General features: G+C 50.2%; 16 protein-coding genes and 1 pseudogene. 8 read left to right on the forward strand and 9 right to left on the reverse strand.

The window, feature by feature from the left end:
* Positions 1 to 2 precede the first annotated feature (2 nt).
* The 6 genes from mrdB to lipA all read left to right on the forward strand — a co-directional run bounded on the left by mrdB (position 3) and on the right by lipA (position 5,866).
* Complete coding sequence (mrdB, locus tag AC3RPL_RS13780; RefSeq protein WP_034941720.1) at positions 3 to 1,115, forward strand: peptidoglycan glycosyltransferase MrdB; 1,113 nt, start codon at positions 3 to 5, stop codon at positions 1,113 to 1,115.
* Positions 1,116 to 1,126: 11 nt separating this feature from the next.
* Positions 1,127 to 2,266, forward strand: coding sequence for an endolytic peptidoglycan transglycosylase RlpA (gene rlpA / locus AC3RPL_RS13785; RefSeq protein ID WP_490740419.1), 1,140 nt, complete (start codon positions 1,127 to 1,129; stop codon positions 2,264 to 2,266).
* A 121-nt stretch (positions 2,267 to 2,387) separates the two neighbouring features.
* Entirely contained in the window at positions 2,388 to 3,599 is a 1,212-nt protein-coding gene (gene dacA, locus AC3RPL_RS13790) for a D-alanyl-D-alanine carboxypeptidase DacA (RefSeq protein ID WP_034941724.1), read from the forward strand.
* A gap of 109 nt (positions 3,600 to 3,708) precedes the next feature.
* The gene (gene ybeD, locus AC3RPL_RS13795; RefSeq protein ID WP_490740420.1) at positions 3,709 to 3,972 is read left to right on the forward strand and encodes a DUF493 family protein YbeD; all 264 of its coding nucleotides are present in this window, start codon (positions 3,709 to 3,711) and stop codon (positions 3,970 to 3,972) included.
* A gap of 81 nt (positions 3,973 to 4,053) precedes the next feature.
* Entirely contained in the window at positions 4,054 to 4,707 is a 654-nt protein-coding gene (gene lipB / locus AC3RPL_RS13800; RefSeq protein ID WP_490740421.1) for a lipoyl(octanoyl) transferase LipB, read from the forward strand.
* A 193-nt stretch (positions 4,708 to 4,900) separates the two neighbouring features.
* A complete protein-coding gene (lipA, locus tag AC3RPL_RS13805) occupies positions 4,901 to 5,866 on the forward strand; it encodes a lipoyl synthase (RefSeq protein WP_034941731.1) in 966 nt (321 codons plus the stop codon).
* A gap of 90 nt (positions 5,867 to 5,956) precedes the next feature.
* Here the strand turns inward: lipA and tatE are convergent, their stop codons facing one another.
* The 9 genes and pseudogenes from tatE to AC3RPL_RS13850 all read right to left on the reverse strand — a co-directional run bounded on the left by tatE (position 5,957) and on the right by AC3RPL_RS13850 (position 13,884).
* On the reverse strand, positions 5,957 to 6,163 hold the full coding sequence (tatE, locus tag AC3RPL_RS13810) for a twin-arginine translocase subunit TatE (protein WP_034941733.1): 207 nt from the start codon (positions 6,161 to 6,163) through the stop codon (positions 5,957 to 5,959).
* Positions 6,164 to 6,338: 175 nt separating this feature from the next.
* Complete coding sequence (locus AC3RPL_RS13815) at positions 6,339 to 7,130, reverse strand: deaminated glutathione amidase (RefSeq protein WP_490740422.1); 792 nt, start codon at positions 7,128 to 7,130, stop codon at positions 6,339 to 6,341.
* Between the two features lie 113 nt (positions 7,131 to 7,243).
* Positions 7,244 to 7,667: pseudogene (locus AC3RPL_RS13820) on the reverse strand (GNAT family N-acetyltransferase).
* 388 nt (positions 7,668 to 8,055) lie between these two features.
* A complete protein-coding gene (gene cspE, locus AC3RPL_RS13825; protein WP_004156612.1) occupies positions 8,056 to 8,265 on the reverse strand; it encodes a transcription antiterminator/RNA stability regulator CspE in 210 nt (69 codons plus the stop codon).
* A 150-nt stretch (positions 8,266 to 8,415) separates the two neighbouring features.
* Positions 8,416 to 8,964, reverse strand: a complete 549-nt coding sequence (pagP, locus tag AC3RPL_RS13830) for a lipid IV(A) palmitoyltransferase PagP (protein ID WP_490740704.1) — start codon at positions 8,962 to 8,964, stop codon at positions 8,416 to 8,418.
* A gap of 811 nt (positions 8,965 to 9,775) precedes the next feature.
* Entirely contained in the window at positions 9,776 to 9,859 is an 84-nt protein-coding gene (locus AC3RPL_RS13835) for a small membrane protein YohP (protein ID WP_490740705.1), read from the reverse strand.
* A gap of 250 nt (positions 9,860 to 10,109) precedes the next feature.
* Entirely contained in the window at positions 10,110 to 11,084 is a 975-nt protein-coding gene (locus AC3RPL_RS13840) for a hypothetical protein (protein WP_490740424.1), read from the reverse strand.
* A gap of 338 nt (positions 11,085 to 11,422) precedes the next feature.
* Entirely contained in the window at positions 11,423 to 12,739 is a 1,317-nt protein-coding gene (gene gntT, locus AC3RPL_RS13845) for a gluconate transporter (RefSeq protein ID WP_490740425.1), read from the reverse strand.
* A gap of 221 nt (positions 12,740 to 12,960) precedes the next feature.
* Positions 12,961 to 13,884: a DUF7164 domain-containing protein gene (locus tag AC3RPL_RS13850; RefSeq protein ID WP_490740426.1), complete on the reverse strand. Its 924-nt coding sequence runs from the start codon at positions 13,882 to 13,884 to the stop codon at positions 12,961 to 12,963.
* Between the two features lie 762 nt (positions 13,885 to 14,646).
* Between AC3RPL_RS13850 and AC3RPL_RS13855 the strand changes: the two genes are divergently transcribed.
* Both AC3RPL_RS13855 and cydB read left to right on the forward strand, forming a co-directional pair.
* Positions 14,647 to 16,068, forward strand: coding sequence for a cytochrome ubiquinol oxidase subunit I (locus AC3RPL_RS13855; protein WP_490740427.1), 1,422 nt, complete (start codon positions 14,647 to 14,649; stop codon positions 16,066 to 16,068).
* 1 nt (position 16,069) lies between these two features.
* Positions 16,070 to 17,077 carry a cytochrome d ubiquinol oxidase subunit II gene (gene cydB / locus AC3RPL_RS13860; protein ID WP_261642726.1) on the forward strand — a complete coding sequence of 336 codons (1,008 nt, stop codon included), beginning with the start codon at positions 16,070 to 16,072 and terminating at the stop codon, positions 17,075 to 17,077.
* Positions 17,078 to 17,119 lie beyond the last annotated feature (42 nt).

A 17,119-nucleotide genomic window follows, 5' to 3' on the forward strand; every position in this document is an offset into this window, starting at 1 on the left:
CCATGAATGACCGTCATCAGAAACGCACCATCTGGACCCGAATTCATGTCGATCCAACGTTTTTTATTCTGATTGCCGCCCTGCTGGTCTACAGCTCGCTGGTTATATGGAGCGCCAGTGGCCAGGACCCCGGCATGATGGAGCGCAAACTGGGACAAATTGCCATGGGCACGGTGGTGATGCTGGTTATGGCGCAGATCCCCCCAAGAGTTTACGAAGGCTGGGCGCCCTTTCTGTATATTTTTTGTGTCGTGTTACTGATTGCGGTCGATGCGTTTGGCCATATCAGTAAAGGTGCACAGCGCTGGCTGGATCTGGGCGTGGTACGTTTTCAGCCTTCGGAGATTGCAAAAATTGCCGTGCCGCTGATGGTTGCCCGTTTTATCAACCGCGATGTCTGTCCGCCCACGCTGAAGAATACCGCCATTGCCCTGGTACTGATATTTATGCCCACCCTGCTGGTGGCAGCCCAACCCGATTTGGGAACGGCGATTCTGATCGCCGCCAGCGGACTGTTCGTGCTGTTCCTGTCAGGCATGAGCTGGCGACTGATTTTGATAGCCATTTTACTGGTCGGGGCTTTTATTCCGATACTCTGGTTCTTCCTGATGCATGATTACCAACGCAACCGGGTGATGATGCTACTCGATCCGGAAACCGATCCCTTAGGTGCGGGTTACCATATTATTCAGTCGAAAATCGCCATCGGCTCTGGCGGTCTTCGTGGCAAAGGCTGGCTGCACGGAACGCAGTCGCAGCTTGAATTCCTGCCAGAACGCCATACTGACTTCATCTTTGCCGTGTTGGCCGAAGAGCTGGGGTTAGTCGGCGTGCTGATTTTGCTGGCTCTCTATGTGCTGTTAATTATGCGTGGCCTGATGATGGCAGCCAGAGCACAAACCACCTTTGGCCGGGTCATGGCCGGTGGATTAATGCTAATCTTCTTTGTCTATGTTTTTGTCAATATTGGCATGGTAAGCGGTATTCTGCCGGTGGTGGGCGTTCCGCTACCGCTGGTCAGCTATGGCGGTTCTGCGCTGATTGTACTGATGGCCGGTTTTGGCATAATCATGTCAATTCACACTCATCGAAAACTGTTATCAAAAAGCGTTTAAGAGGCTTGAACATGCGTAAGGACTGGCTCTGGATTGGCCTGGCTACAGCTCTGCTGGCAGCCTGTAGCACCACTGAACAACAGGCACCGGCTCCACAGCAGCCAGCATATAATGGCCCGGTAGTGGAGATTGGCGGTGCCGAGCCGCGTTATGAACCGCTGGCGGCGGGAGCAAATCAGGATTACAGCGTTAACGGCAAAAAGTACCGCATTGTCAAAGACCCTTCCAACTTCAGCGAAACAGGTCTGGCAACCTGGTATGGTGATGAGGCCAAAGGTAATCGCACCGCTACAGGTGAACAATTTGATCCGGAAGCCCTGACCGCTGCTCACCCTACATTGCCCATTCCTGGCTATGTTCGCGTCACGAACCTGGCTAATGGTCGCCAGCTGGTGGTGCGGATCAACGATCGTGGCCCCTACACCCCAGGGCATATTATCGATCTGTCAAAAGCAGCGGGCGATCGCCTGAATATTTCCAACAATACCCGGGTTAAAGTGGACTATATCAGTGTGGCACCAGATGGTTCGCTGTCTGGTCCGGGTACTGTTGGCACCCGGGTTGCCAAACAAAGCTACGCGTTGCCGCCGCGCCCGGATATCGGCGGGGGCATGGTGGTAATGGGCGCAGGAGCAGCCACCGCATCCGCACAGAGTCAAACCGTGCCGCCTGTCACCAGCCAGCCACAGGAGGAGGCAGAATCACACCCTGTCGATAATCGCAGCCTGAGCAGCGACGGCGGCATCGGCGCGCCGGTTAACAGCAACGGTTTCCTCGGTGCGCCACAGCCGCTGCGCAATGGTGTACTGGAAGGCAGTGAGCCTGCGCCCGTGAGCACGCCTGCCGCCGCTGCGGTTGCTACGCCTGCGGCGACAGCCCCGGCTGCCGCTTCTGCTCCTTCCACCTCGGGCGCAGCGACCAGTTGGACGGTACAGGTTGGTGCCGTCAGCGATCCCGCTCGCGCCCATCAGCTACTTAACACACTGAGCAAAAAATTTGGTGTGCCGGGTACGGTGGAAAATCACAACAATGTCTGGCGCGTTCAGCTTGGGCATTTCCGTTCACGTCAGCAGGCCAGCGCACTGCAACAGCGTCTGTCCAGCGAGGCGAACCAGTCATCATTTATTACGGTTGCTTCTGACAAAATGTAATACTGCCCGGCATCCTTCCGTGCCCTTCAGGCTGGGCCGATAAAGACGGATGCCGGACAGGACTGCTTTTGCTATAGTGAGTCACTTTTTTTAACTAACCACGGATGTTGTCGTCCTGAACATGAACACTCTGACCTCCCCCCAACTGCTCAAACGTCTGACGGCAGCTTCACTGATTGCCCTCAGCCTGACCACCTTTGCTTACGCCGACGACGTGAACATTAAAACAATGATCCCCGGCGTGCCTGACATTGATGCTGAAGCCTATGTGCTGATCGACTATAACTCAGGCAAAGTGCTGGCAGAGAAAAATGCCGATGCCCGCCGTGATCCGGCCAGTCTGACCAAAATGATGACCAGCTATGTTATTGGTCAGGCTGTAAAAGCAGGAAAAATCCATCAGGAAGATATGGTCACCGTTGGGAAAGACGCCTGGGCTACGGGTAATCCGGTATTCAAGGGCTCTTCGCTGATGTTCCTGAAGCCTGGCGATCGTGTTCCGGTATCGCAGCTGACCAGGGGGATCGTACTGCAATCAGGTAACGATGCCTGTGTGGCCATGGCCGATTACGTAGCCGGCAGCCAGGATGCGTTCGTCGGTCTGATGAACAACTATGTCAAAGCTATTGGTTTGCAAAACACCCATTTCCAGACCGTTCATGGTCTGGATGCTGATGGTCAGTACAGTTCAGCACGCGATATGGCGCTGATTGGTCAGGCGCTGATCCGCGATGTGCCTGATGAATATGCAGTTTATAAAGAGAAAGAGTTTACCTTCAACAATATTCGTCAGCTGAACCGTAATGGCCTGCTGTGGGATACCAGTTTGCAGGTGGATGGTATCAAAACCGGTCACACCGACGCCGCCGGCTATAATCTGGTTGCCTCCGCAACTGAAGGCCAGATGCGCCTGATTTCGGCAGTGATGGGCGGACATACTTACAAAGGCCGCGAAACCGAAAGCAAAAAGCTGCTGACCTGGGGTTTCCGTTTCTTTGAAACCGTCGCACCACTTAAAGCGGGTAAAGAGTTTGCCTCTGAACCCGTCTGGTTTGGCAACAGCGATCGCGTACAGCTGGGCGTGGAAAAAGATCTCTACCTGACAATTCCGCGTGGACGGATGAAAGATCTGAAAGCCAGCTATACCCTGACCAATACCGAACTGCATGCGCCGTTGGCTAAAAATCAGGTTGTGGGTTCGATCAACTTCCAGCTGGACGGTAAAACGATTGAGCAGCACCCACTGGTCGTGCTCAATGAAGTACAGGAAGGCGGTTTTGTTGGCCGTATCATTGATTACATCAAACTGATGTTCCACCACTGGTTTGGATAATCCCACCGCCCTGTCGCGCTTGATTTCGCTCTGAATGCGCCCCATATTGAACTGATATCCAGGCTCCCGCTGCGGCGGGAGTCCTTGTTTTAGCGTTACCGGAGAATGTATGAAAACCAATCTTAAAGAACTGCTCGAATTCCCCACGCCATTCACATATAAAGTCATGGGGCTGGCACAGCCAGAGCTGGTTGATCAGGTGGTTGAAGTTGTTCAACGTCACGCACCGGGTGACTACTATCCGGAGGTCAAGCCCAGCAGTAAAGGCAACTACCACTCAGTTTCAATCACCATCACAGCCACCCATATTGAACAGGTTGAAATCCTGTATGAAGAGTTGGGTAATATTGAAATCGTGCGGATGGTTCTGTAAATGTCCGACTGACCGGAGCGACAGGTTGTCGCCCGTAGTCAGTGTGTTATTCCCTTCTCTCTTTTCAGCGGACTGCGGGTTTTGAACGAGGAAACGTTATTGATCCGTCAGCTGGGCACACAGCCCTGGGCTGATGTCTCTCAGGCTATGCATAGCTTTACTGACACGCGTTGCCAGTCCACGCCTGATGAAATCTGGCTGGTGGAGCATCCGCCGGTATTTACTCAGGGCCAGGCCGGAAAGGCAGAGCACCTGCTGATGACCGGAGATATCCCGGTTATGCAGAGCGATCGTGGCGGTCAGGTGACCTATCACGGACCAGGCCAGCAGGTGATGTATGTGATGATCGATATCCGGCGACGAAAAATCGGTGTCAGGCAGCTGGTAACCGCCATTGAACAAACGGTTGTTGATACACTCGCTCACTTTGGGGTGATTGCTATGGCGAGGCCAGATGCGCCGGGGGTATACGTCAGTGATAAAAAAATCTGTTCGCTCGGCCTGAGAATTCGCCAGGGATGCTCATTTCACGGACTGGCGCTGAATATTGATATGGATCTGGCCCCCTTTCAGCGGATAAATCCCTGTGGTTATGCCGGTATGACAATGACGCAACTCAGTGTATTTTCCCCCGGCGTGCAGACAGCTGATGTGCAGCCACTGTTGGTGGAAAATTTTGCCCGACAGCTGCAAATCACAGCGGTCAGCTGGCTACAACAATCATTGCTGCCTTGAAGATGGTCTGCCCGTGCGGATTTACAATTGCGTCACATTTTATCTCGTCGGCTGGCTGCAAGTCGCTCGCTGCAATGATATAATTTTTGCGTTTTTATCAAAAAAGTTTAAGGCCAGTGCCTTATACGGTTAAAAAACTCTTTGCATTTTTTGCGACTGTCACAGCGCATGCCAACCTGGAACCTGCAAGATTATGAGTAAACCCATTCAGATGGAACGCGGCGTAAAATACCGTGATGCAGATAAAATGGCCCTGATCCCGGTGAAAACCGTGGTGACTGAACGCACGGAGATTTTGCGTAAGCCGGAGTGGATGAAAATCAAGCTCCCGGCCGACTCCAGCCGCATACAGGGCATTAAAGCTGCCATGCGTAAGAATGGCCTGCACTCCGTCTGTGAAGAGGCATCCTGTCCCAACCTTGCAGAGTGTTTTAATCACGGCACCGCCACCTTTATGATTTTGGGAGCCATTTGTACCCGACGCTGCCCGTTTTGCGATGTGGCACATGGTCGTCCTGTGGCTCCTGATGCCGGTGAACCGGAAAAACTAGCGCAGACTATCTCCGATATGCGTCTGCGTTATGTGGTGATCACCTCCGTGGACCGCGATGATTTACGTGATGGGGGTGCGCAGCACTTTGCTGACTGTATCAGCGCTATTCGCGAGAAAAATCCAACCATCAAAATTGAGACACTGGTTCCGGATTTCCGTGGAAGGATGGATCGTGCGCTTGATATCCTGAATGCAACCCCGCCTGACGTATTCAATCATAATCTTGAAAACGTGCCACGCGTTTATCGTCAGGTACGCCCCGGGGCGAACTATGAATGGTCGCTGAAACTGCTTGAGCGCTTTAAAGAAGCCCACCCGGAGATCCCAACCAAATCTGGTTTAATGGTCGGGCTGGGTGAAACCAATGCTGAAATTATTGAAGTGATGCGCGACCTGCGGCGTCATGGCGTAACCATGCTGACCCTGGGACAGTATTTACAGCCGAGCCGCCATCACCTGCCGGTGCAACGCTATGTCAGCCCCGCTGAATTTGATGAGATGAAAGCAGCGGCAATGGAAATGGGCTTTACTCATGCCGCCTGTGGGCCGTTTGTCCGTTCTTCTTACCATGCAGATATGCAGGCCAAAGGTCTGGAAGTGAAATAACTGACTGGCTTAAAATCCGGGACGGTTACACTTTTTACAGACACAAAAAACGGATGACGCAGTCATCCGTTTTTTTGCACAGCAAAAAGATTATTCTTTGTGAGCAACCTGCTCTGCGGGCTTATCTTCATTAGCTGGCGTTTTTTTGGCGGAAGTGTCGTCATCACTCATGGCTTTCTTAAAGCCTTTGATCGCTGAGCCCAAATCGCCACCGAGAGAACGCAACTTATTGGTTCCGAACAGCAGGACAATCAGAGCACCGATGATCAGCAGCTTGGCAATACTGATACCTTCCATACGCACCTTCTTTTTTCATCTGACCAATGACAAGGCCAATAACAGTAATCCGTATTAACGCGTAGATCACCGGTCAATACAACCGTAATCTGTAACAGAGTAATATCTGCACAAAGCAGTGCTGAATGATAGCAGATAAAACGCCGCTGGAAAGCGTGGAATCGCACCACCAATATTATTTGTCCAGTTCCGGACGGGAAAAACGCAGGTTATCCAGGACGGGCAGCTGTCTGCGTGCATCAGCAATACGTGAAGGAGCCAAATCAGCGAAGATCAGCGCAGGGCCTTCAGCCGCTTTAGCAATAGCCACCCCTAATGGATCAACGATGAGACTGTTACCGATATTACGCGGCCCACATTCGCCAACGCCCACCAGATAGCAGGTATTCTCCAGCGCACGAGCCGTAACCAACAGTTCCCAGTGCATCTCTTTCAGAGGCCCTTTCACCCAGGCCGCAGGTAATACCAGCACATCGGCACCATCCATTACCAGACGACGAGCCAGCTCAGGGAAACGCACGTCATAGCAGGTCATCAGCCCGATTTTCATCCCGGCAACCACCAGTATCGGCGGAACAACGTTACCTGCTATAACATTTCGGGACTCCTGCATGGCGAAAGCATCGTAAAGATGCAGCTTATCGTAGCGACCGACAATCTCTCCGTTGCAGATCGCAACCAGCACATTCAGCGTCTTGCCGTTGCTGGCCGGTACATGCACGGTCATGATTGTGGTCAGGTTATTTCCCCTGCTGGCCGCGCAGATTTTAGTCATGAAAGGACCATCAAGCGGCTGAGCCGCCTTCACTGCCCAGTCCACATCGGCAATATCACGAGCCAGCACGGCCTCGGGCAGCACCAGTAAATCGGCATCACCAGCCAGAGCCTTTGCCATTAACGACATGATCGTCTCGGCGTTATCCAGCCACTCGCGACTGACAGCAAACTGCCCTGCTGCAACTTTCATCTGAAGGCTCCTTTCATTTATTGCAGAACATTCTTTCATTTGCGTAGAACGGTGGCATTTCCCATGCATCGAGCTCAGGCACTACTGCGGCATTGAAATTGCCAGTCGGCTGATTAAGACTGGCTGAGGTTTTTAATAAGGTAGCGCGGTGATTCACTGTAACCTTCACGGGCATAAAACAGATTAGCTTTGATACGCCGTTCGTGACAATGTACTTCCATCCGGTCACATCCTCGCTCTCGCGCCAACGCTTCAGCATATTGCAACAGCTGCTGCCCGGCACCTTTCCCCCTCGGCAATACAAAAGTAGCTGATGCGCGCAAAATCACCGGCAAGTGCCAGCTGCGGAATGAAGTGTAGCGACAGAAAGCCCAGCACGGTGCCCCCCTGCTCCGCTACCAGTAGCTGTTCAGTCTGGTCATGGATCAATTGCGCAAGGCGCTGCTCAATAAAACTTTCGGTGTTTTCGTAGCCCAGCTCAGTCAACAATGCACTCAGGGCAAAACTGTCCCGGATATGCGCCAGCCGAATATTCATCATTTTCCTCCGCGTTTCAGGCAACCCTGGGGCACAATCAGTTAACAGGGCCAGCAAGGCATCTTTAACAGGTTATTGTTACCACCCCAGGGCAGTTTTCCTCTTAAAGGCTTTTAAGCCACGGTTCTGACATCATTCTTTTCAGGTTTAATGTTACCTTAATAAAGTCAGTCCAGACTCCCTGAGTCAACGTCTCAGAGAGAAGAAAAATGAATATCTTTCCCAAATCTCCTTATGAAGTGATCGCCACTTCGATCACTATTCTGGCAGTGGTACTCTGGCTTGACCAATTTTTCTCACGCTGATTAGCAGCACGGTGCATGAGAAAGCAGAATCAGGGGCAAAAAAACCCGCCATTTGGCGGGTTTTTAGAATTCTGTCTGATAACTTAAATAGCGGCAACGTTAGCAGCAGATGGGCCTTTGGCACCGTTGGTGATTTCGAACTCTACGCGCTGACCTTCAGCCAGAGTTTTGAAACCGTTGCTCTGGATGGCAGAGAAGTGTACGAACACGTCTTTGCTACCATCTTCAGGAGTAATGAAACCGAATCCTTTGGACTCATTAAACCACTTAACGCTACCTTTAATCTTAGACATCTATATTACCTTTACATGAAAAATGGACACTAAACTGTGTCGTTAGCTAGTACAGCAATTGCCGAGGCTTTTGTCCAGTAGCCAGCAATGAAAAAGTGATAAATATCGCTTTTTCGTTAGCTGACATCAAAATTGTGCCTTTTATTGCCGCTAAAACTGCCAGCGGAACCAGGCGAAATAGACATTTCCGTTATTGTACGTACCTGGAATATAGGTCATCTGGAAAGTAGCCTTACTGTAACCGATTGATGCAAGGGGCAACACCGCAGGTACAGGAATATACTTCCAGTTATCACGAGCAGTAACACCTGCTGTGTAGCCCAGCCCCAGACGGAAGTTCTGATCATTCAATGGACGCCAGATTTTCTCCCAGCCAAAACCGGTGAACGGTTCCCACTTATTGAAAGAATCCTTGAAGACCATCGCATACAATCCGTTCCAGTTGCCGTTTTCATCAAAGCGCGACAGGCCAACCCCAGCCCCCCAGGGACGCTCATTATAACGATCGGTTTTTTCTCTGTCGTAGGTCCAGCGGTTATGCCAGGTAATGGCAGGCACATACAGGTCGTAGCCCTGTGGCTCGTTCCAGGTCGTGCTGACTTTATCGCTGAATGACTGCCAGGTCGAAGTAAGAGCCGAACCCAGCGTCTGAGCCTGTGCCACCTCAGTTGTCGATATTCCGACGGACAGTGCCGCCATAAGTAAAGAGAATCTGATTAGCTTCACAATAAATACACCAGGTGTTGTTTCAAAATGCGCATCAGCCGCAATGAAATGTTTAAAATATAATGTTAAAGCGCGTGTATTATAGTCATTTACTTTAAACAATTCATGAATAAAGAAAAGGTTATGAAAAAAAACCTGTTTTTTTTGCCCCGGAAGTTAATCTGACCTGTACATCTTTAAAAAAACATTTTTCAAATCAATAAATCGCAGCATTTAACTCTGAAAAATCAATTTTTATCTTTTCAACCCGTTGAAGATAAATGATAAAAATGACATCAATCACATTTTTATAACATCTGATACATTTCGTTTTTAGAAATGAAATAAATTAAAAAAAGAAAACAATTTTTATCGTCAATCAATACCAACCGTGATGACAGATGTTGATTAATCTTTCTTAATCATGCCGTTATCCGAAACCCTGGCCGGAAATGAATGATTAAAAATATTTATCGATCATCGGTTGATTTTTGGTAAGATTACTCTAAATCAGGAGCGATAAAGGAAGGAGTATCGGCGTGAGAATACGTTGCTGGCGATGCGGGCACACAAGGATAATTTTTACCACACAGGGTGACAGATTTGGTGATCATCACGGGGCTGTATGTGCCAGTTGCAACAAGCCGATCACATTAAAAGATTGCCTCTTTACTGCTGACCAGAACAAAGGCAGAAAGGAAAATAACGCGTTTACCTCTATTCAGGATGCCACAATTCACAACTCAATTATGGCGGCATTACTTTCCCATCGTAATGATGAGAGTTAGTTACGCCGCCTGATCACTCAGAACAAAATTTTAAAAACGCCCGTGATTGTTAACAGACCGACAATGAAGATGATGGCGATAATCCAAAAAATAATTTTCATTCTATTTTCCTGAACTATAAGTAATACTTCACATTTATCAGATGACTAAAGGAATGTAAGTATAGGAGAAAATTTTCATTCTGCTGTCGTCAGTCGATGATGATTGTACATTACAGGAATTTTCGACAAGGCTTTTCAGGCAGAAGAATGTTCATCAGCAGGCAAAGGGTGCGTATCAGGTTCAGACTGGCTATCACGCTGATGACGGCGGCTGACCAGAAAAACGGGCATTGCCAGAAATAAAAGCAGGCTACCCGATACGCCACACACCAACATGCTGGCCATACCCGCTACCCCCCGCCCCTACTGTCAGGCCCGCCACAACCAGCGACAGAATAAAAAAGAAGAACAGCGTCAGGCTGACAGGCAGAATATTCGTGATATCCATATCGCTGAGCGCCATTTTCACTGGTTTTACGGCACGCCTCTCCGCTTCCTGCTCTGCCCTGATCGTCATCTTCACCATTTCCAGGTCAACACAGGGCAGAATAAAATCCTCCACAGGCTGGGAATGGTACAGCTCGTCAAAAACCCGACTGATAGGCGGGAAAGTCATTGGCCAGGTCGCACTGTGCACACCATAAGTGCTGAGTGCTGGCAGAGTAATACGCGGCCACTGTACCACCTGCAAATAGCGATCGTTGAATACTACCCAACTCTGCCGTATTGCCCCTTTGTTGACGTGATAGAGCCGGAACCTGTCGGCAGGAGGATAGTTGAGATAGCTCACCCGCGCGGTGATGAAAGGGATATCGCGCTGACGGCAATAGTTGACGCGGCTTTGCCCCTGAGCGGCCAGCAGTACGCCCAGTGAGGCCACGAAATAGAAAGAGGTATTTTCTGCGGCAAAAGGGCCGTTAAGATGCTCAATCAGACGCGTTTCACTGTTGGCATTGAGATGTTCAGGCCACCAGCGCCAGCTGCGACCAATCACCTGACCTGTAGGAACACGAAATATACCCAGCGGCTCCGTTTCTGTTGGCAACAAAGCAAAGGGAAAAATTTTACTGAAAAAGGTCAGTGCATCATCCGGGCCATCCCATTCACCGCTGGCTTCAAGGCCATGAAGGTTCGCGGTTAATTCACCCCAGCCAGTTTTACCCAGAATATCAATCTGATATTTGGTCTCTGCCAGACGTTCACCCAGACGCAGGATCGCCTGAGGAATATCCTTCAGCGACAGTTCAGGTACGTCCGGGACAGCCTCAGTTTGTTCACTTTCCATACTGCAAATTCCTCAAACAGTTCAATAAAACCTTATGAATTAAACCGCTTAACGCACAGAGCGTTTAATGAGGGCAGAAAGTCGTCCTGTCCACACCCAAAATGTAGCAAATTTGCCGAGGCAGAGGCTTTATTTTTAATGGCGAAAAAAATTTGGCTTTAGTAAAAAAAATTAAAATATATCAATGCAATAGTATAATTGCAGAACATATTTTTAAGCAACTACTACTGCTTATCTGAAGATCAAAGCGAAACCGGTGATAGGGGGATTTTTATAGAATGAAACGGTAATAGCCTGCCGGAACAAATCATCCTGTCCCGACAGTCATCAGGCAGTATTTACAACATGGCCTGTAATGCGAGACAACCCAACAGCCCACTAACGGCAATGATGGTCTCAAGCACGGACCAGGAGCGCAGCGTTTCACCAATGGTCAGATTGAAATACTCTTTAAACAACCAGAAGCCAGGGTCATTAACATGAGAGAAAATAACGCTGCCCGAGCCTACGGCAATCACCATCAGCTCAGGGCTTACACCGGTAGTCGCGATGATCGGCGCAACGATCCCACCTGCTGTGATAGCCGCCACGGTGGCAGAACCCAGAGCAATTCTTAATGCAGCAGCAATCGACCAGGCCATCAGAATGGGTGACACCGCGCTGCCTTCCATCAACCCGGCAATATATTTATCCACGCCACCATCAACCAGCACCTGTTTGAACGCCCCCCCACCACCGATAATCAACAACATCATCGCGATGATTTTAATAGAGTCGGTCAGGGTAGCCATCACCTCATCCATCGTGCGACCACGATTCAGACCAAAAGTGAAAAGTGCAATCAATACCGCAATCAATGTGGCCATAATCGGATCGCCAAAAAATTCGGGATAGGGCAGCAGTGCATGCCCCGTCGGCAGAACCATTTCGGCGATTGCCCGCACAGCCATCAGGATCACGGGAACCAGTGAAGTCCAGACGCTGACAGCAAAACTGGGCATCTCGGCGTCGCTGAATTTTTTCGGGTTGTAGAGTCCTTCAGGCACAGGTTTGTCAATGCCTTTCAGGAACCGGGCATAAACGGGTCCGGCCAGGATCACCGTTGGGACGGCGAGTATGGTGCCAAATAACAGTGTTTTTCCCATATCCGCATGGAACAGCGTAGCGATTGCTGTCGGACCGGGATGAGGTGGTAAAAATCCATGCGTCACAGACAGCGCCGCGGCCATCGGTACGCCAACAAACAGCAGTGGCACACGCGCCGCCGCCGCAATGCTCAGAACTAGCGGCAGCATCAATACGAAGCCGACCTCATAGAACAGCGCAAAGCCGACGGTAAAACCTGTCAGCACCACCGCCCACTGAATGTATTGTTTACCAAACTTCGCGATTAAGGTGACCGCAATGCGTTGTGCACCGCCACAATCTGCCAGTAGCTTTCCCAACATGGCACCAAAGCCCATGATCAGAGCAAGGCTTCCCAGCGTCCCCCCCACTCCAGCCTTAATTGAGCCGATGACTTTATTCACTGGCATTCCCTGCATCACGCCCACTGCCAGCGCCACAAGAATAAGAGCAATAAAGCCGTTAAGTTTAAAACGGATCATCAGTAGCAGTAGCAGCACTACACCAATCGCAACAATGACTAATGGCATATCATCTTCTCCGGTGAAGGCACAGTCTGACCCAGACTGAGAACGGTATCATTTTTCACCCAACAGGTTTGGTAACGCGGGCAATTGGGCACAGGTGATTTTTTATTCAGTGTTACCGGGAACATGTTAACGGTAACACTGGAAACCGGAAATGGTCTGGAGCTGGGGAATTTACATTTTGAGATGAGGATCAAAATTCTGAAACAACCGCAACATCCTCGCTACCAGGGATAGCCAACCTCACGTTTTACCTGCTCAACTGGCGTGACTGCCAGCCAGTGACAATATTGCGGAATGCGGCTGCGATCGAGTGACTGAGGATCGATGGCCTGATAGCTCCCCTCACGCAGGCGGAACTTTGAAAAATAGTTGTACGTATGTACAGCATGAATATGATAAGTCATTGCATCCAGAGCCTGGTCGAGGTCACATTCAACATCGAGAATGCGTTCACGACCGTGATGCAGCATTTGCCAGTAATTTTCATTGGCGGCAATTTCAGCGGCATACATGGTACTCACTCCTCGATACCAGCCCGGCCATTTACCCCAGTTTGCGCGGTCCTGGCCAAACTCCTCCAACAATGTCTGACACCAGTAAATCTGACGGCGCAAAAAAGGCAGCATAATCTCTGTCGGGGCCAGCAAAGAGTGACCGCATCCAAAACGATAATGATGCTCAACGCCGTGCCGCTGACAGAAGCGCAGCATCTTTTGTCGAAAATCCTCGTAATAATGATAAAGCCCGCGGCCAAAAACCGGAAAACTGGGACGGAAATCGGCAAGATGCCGGGTAAGAAAAACATCGGCGTCCGTACGCAACAGGAAATCATACTGTCTGGCAACAGCATCAACAGGCTCGCCAGAAAGACAGCCTATTGAATTAAAATAGCGATAATTTTCAAAGGGTGAACCTGCCACTACGGTGGGCATACGCGGCACCAGAATAATGCCGGGATCTTTGGGCAGATACTTCTCACAGTGTGGATGGTGTACGACCAGTAAATCACTTTGCCGGTAACAACCACTGTAAATCCAGCTTTTATACAACCAGCTGAACTCCTCCAGCATTGCTGAAGAAAAATCAACGTAAACCATCACAGCCAGTGTTTTAGCGCTGTTATGACGAGAATTTCTGACATCCATATCATTTTCCTCTCGGTCCATTTTGTTCGACGGCAATGACTGCCTGCGGTCCTGTCCCTGGCAATCAGCCAGTGCTATATCACCACGCCGTGATAGCGAACTGAAAGAGTCCTCACAACTAAAGGGGTTTAACCATGATCTCCGACAACAAAAAGCGATAAAAACAATTCAAAATGTAACAAATGAATTCAGTAAGCGTCGAAATATGCCTGGCTGTTTTAACATTGAAAAAAGTTCAAACAGTAAATTATTTACTAATGAAACCACCTACCCTCCAATAACAAAAACCACAGCAATTTATAAAAAATAAAACCAAACAAAAACATTGTTACGACAAAGATAACCACTCGTTCGAATTTATTTTCAATTCATCCTGCTGCAATGAAAAAATGTTATATAAAATATTGAGCATATAAAATTTAACCATATCACTATGATCTCAAAGCCAATGAACATTGACTGGTATCGCCACATTTCAATGCCTTTCCGGCTAAAATAAACATAACTTTCACATGTAAGCATCATTAACCACAAAAGAATTAACAGTATCAACCAACTGATTAACCACACGATGAAACAATTCATCGCAAATATTGATGCTGTTACAGGTCAGTTCAACATTACTGTTACTACTCCTTCTCCTGAACTGGTGTCAGGATCACGCCTTTAATGGAATACCGATTTGCTACGGGCTGCTTGTGCCGCCTGTTACTGGCTATCGGTCAATAATAAAAAGCAATGTATGTCTGACAGAGGTAAGCAATGTTTGGATTAGATGCGTTCCACCTGGCAAGGATACAGTTCGCGTTTACCGTCTCCTTCCACATTATTTTCCCGGCCATCACCATTGGCCTGGCCAGCTTTCTGGCCGTGCTGGAAGGTTTGTGGCTGAAAACCAGAAATGAGGACTATCACGACCTTTACCATTTCTGGTCAAAAATTTTTGCCGTCAACTTCGGTATGGGCGTGGTTTCCGGTCTGGTGATGGCTTATCAGTTTGGCACCAACTGGAGCGGTTTTTCACAGTTTGCAGGCAGCATTACCGGGCCACTGTTGACCTATGAGGTGCTGACCGCATTTTTTCTCGAGGCGGGTTTCCTCGGCGTGATGCTGTTTGGCTGGAACCGCGTAGGCCCCGGTCTGCACTTCTTCGCCACCTGTATGGTGGCGCTGGGCACCATTATTTCGACCTTCTGGATCCTGGCGTCCAACAGCTGGATGCAGACCCCGCAGGGCTATGCTATTGAGAACGGTATCGTTGTTCCGGTCGACTGGCTGAAGATTGTCTTCAATCCCTCTTTCCCGTTCCGCTTATTACATATGTCCACCGCAGCCTTTCTGGCCAGCGCTTTCTTTGTGGGTGCCTCTGCCGCATGGCATCTGCTGCGCAAAAATGATACCCCAGCAATTCGCAAAATGTTGTCAATGGCGCTGTGGATGGCGCTGATTGTTTCCCCCATTCAGGCAATGCTCGGCGATGCTCACGGTCTGAACACCCTGGAACACCAGCCGGCAAAAATCGCGGCCATCGAGGGGCACTGGGAGAACCCGCCGGGTGAACCCACGCCGCTGATCCTGTTTGGCCTCCCCGATATGGCAGCAGAGAAAACCCGATATGCGCTGGAGATCCCGATGCTGGGTAGCCTGATCCTGACTCACAGTCTGGATAAACAGGTTCCGGCGCTGAAGACATTCCCGAAAGAGGATCGCCCGGATTCCACCATCATTTTCTGGTCTTTCCGCATCATGGCGGGCCTTGGCATGCTGATGGTGCTACTGGGGGTGATCAGCCTGTGGCTGCGCCTGCGCAAACGGATGTACAGCTCCCGGCCATTTTTGTGGTTCACCCTGTTGATGGGCCCCTCGGGGTTGATTGCCATCCTTGCAGGCTGGTTCACCACAGAAATTGGTCGTCAGCCCTGGGTGGTCTACGGTCTGCTGCGTACAAAAGATGCGGTCTCTGCACATGGTGAGATGCATATGAGTATCAGCCTGATCGCCTTTATCGTGGTCTATATGTCGGTCTTCGGCGTGGGCTATACCTATCTGTTTAATCTGATTAAAAAAGGCCCACGCTCCGGCGAAGGCGATCATACTGGTGATGGCGGTCCCGGCACCTCGCACACCCCTTCACGTCCCCTGTCTGCCGTACAGGAAAAACTGAACGCTGGGGAGGATAAATAACATGGGTATCGATCTCTCAATTATCTGGTTCACCATCATCGTTTTTTCGACGTTGATGTACATCGTGATGGACGGATTCGACCTGGGTATTGGCATTCTGTTTCCGTTCAATAAGGATGCCACCGAGCGCGATATGATGGTAAACACCGTCGCGCCGGTCTGGGACGGTAACGAAACCTGGCTGGTACTGGGCGGCGCGGCACTGTACGGCGCTTTTCCGCTGGCCTATGCGGTGATTACTGATGCACTGGCCGTGCCGCTGACCATTATGCTGATAGGTCTGATTTTTCGTGGCGTGGCCTTTGAGTTTCGTTTTAAAGCCACCGAGCAGCACCGGCCATTCTGGGATAAGTCGTTCATCGTTGGCTCCTGGATGGCAACCTTCAGTCAGGGCGTGGTGCTGGGCGCGTTCATCAACGGTTTCGAGGTCACCAACCGCACCTGGAGTGGTCCGGCCCTGGGCTGGCTGACGCCTTTCTCGCTGTTCTGTGGTTTTGGTTTAGTGGTGGCATATGCTCTGCTGGGCAGTAGCTGGCTGATTATGAAAACCGAACATGCGCTGCACCGTAAAATGACCGCCCTGACGAAACCTCTACTGCTGACGCTGCTGGTGATCATCGCGGTGGTCAGTATCTGGACTCCGCTGACGCATACCGACATCATGCACCGCTGGTTTACTCTGCCAAACCTGTTCTGGTTTTTACCGGTGCCGATTCTGGTACTGCTGTCAGCATGGGGATTGCTGCGTGCGCTACGACGTCATGCGCACTACTCGCCATTTTTGCTGACGCTGGCACTGGTATTCCTTGGTTTTACCGGTCTTGGCATCAGCGTCTGGCCGAATATCATTCCGCCCAATATCACCATCTGGCAGGCCGCCTCGCCCCCTCAGAGTCAGGGCTTTATGCTGGTGGGTGGTTTGCTGATTATTCCGGTGATCCTGGTCTACACCTTCTGGAGCTACTACGTTTTCCGCGGAAAAATCAAACCGGATGAAGGCTATCACTGACGGAACGGGCCGACAGGCCCGTTAACTGATACTAAGTGCACA

The sequence above is a fragment of the Erwinia papayae genome (genome assembly GCF_058241465.1).

What these genes read in the sequence shown, in the direction of transcription:
- mrdB (WP_034941720.1), top strand. Translation starts at nt 3, where the DNA reads ATGAATGACCGTCATCAGAAACGCACCATCTGGACCCGAATTCATGTC.
- rlpA (WP_490740419.1), top strand. Translation starts at nt 1,127, where the DNA reads ATGCGTAAGGACTGGCTCTGGATTGGCCTGGCTACAGCTCTGCTGGCA.
- dacA (WP_034941724.1), top strand. Translation starts at nt 2,388, where the DNA reads ATGAACACTCTGACCTCCCCCCAACTGCTCAAACGTCTGACGGCAGCT.
- ybeD (WP_490740420.1), top strand. Translation starts at nt 3,709, where the DNA reads ATGAAAACCAATCTTAAAGAACTGCTCGAATTCCCCACGCCATTCACA.
- lipA (WP_034941731.1), top strand. Translation starts at nt 4,901, where the DNA reads ATGAGTAAACCCATTCAGATGGAACGCGGCGTAAAATACCGTGATGCA.
- tatE (WP_034941733.1), bottom strand. Translation starts at nt 6,163, where the DNA reads ATGGAAGGTATCAGTATTGCCAAGCTGCTGATCATCGGTGCTCTGATT.
- AC3RPL_RS13815 (WP_490740422.1), bottom strand. Translation starts at nt 7,130, where the DNA reads ATGAAAGTTGCAGCAGGGCAGTTTGCTGTCAGTCGCGAGTGGCTGGAT.
- cspE (WP_004156612.1), bottom strand. Translation starts at nt 8,265, where the DNA reads ATGTCTAAGATTAAAGGTAGCGTTAAGTGGTTTAATGAGTCCAAAGGA.
- pagP (WP_490740704.1), bottom strand. Translation starts at nt 8,964, where the DNA reads ATGGCGGCACTGTCCGTCGGAATATCGACAACTGAGGTGGCACAGGCT.
- AC3RPL_RS13835 (WP_490740705.1), bottom strand. Translation starts at nt 9,859, where the DNA reads ATGAAAATTATTTTTTGGATTATCGCCATCATCTTCATTGTCGGTCTG.
- AC3RPL_RS13840 (WP_490740424.1), bottom strand. Translation starts at nt 11,084, where the DNA reads ATGGAAAGTGAACAAACTGAGGCTGTCCCGGACGTACCTGAACTGTCG.
- gntT (WP_490740425.1), bottom strand. Translation starts at nt 12,739, where the DNA reads ATGCCATTAGTCATTGTTGCGATTGGTGTAGTGCTGCTACTGCTACTG.
- AC3RPL_RS13850 (WP_490740426.1), bottom strand. Translation starts at nt 13,884, where the DNA reads ATGGATGTCAGAAATTCTCGTCATAACAGCGCTAAAACACTGGCTGTG.
- AC3RPL_RS13855 (WP_490740427.1), top strand. Translation starts at nt 14,647, where the DNA reads ATGTTTGGATTAGATGCGTTCCACCTGGCAAGGATACAGTTCGCGTTT.
- cydB (WP_261642726.1), top strand. Translation starts at nt 16,070, where the DNA reads ATGGGTATCGATCTCTCAATTATCTGGTTCACCATCATCGTTTTTTCG.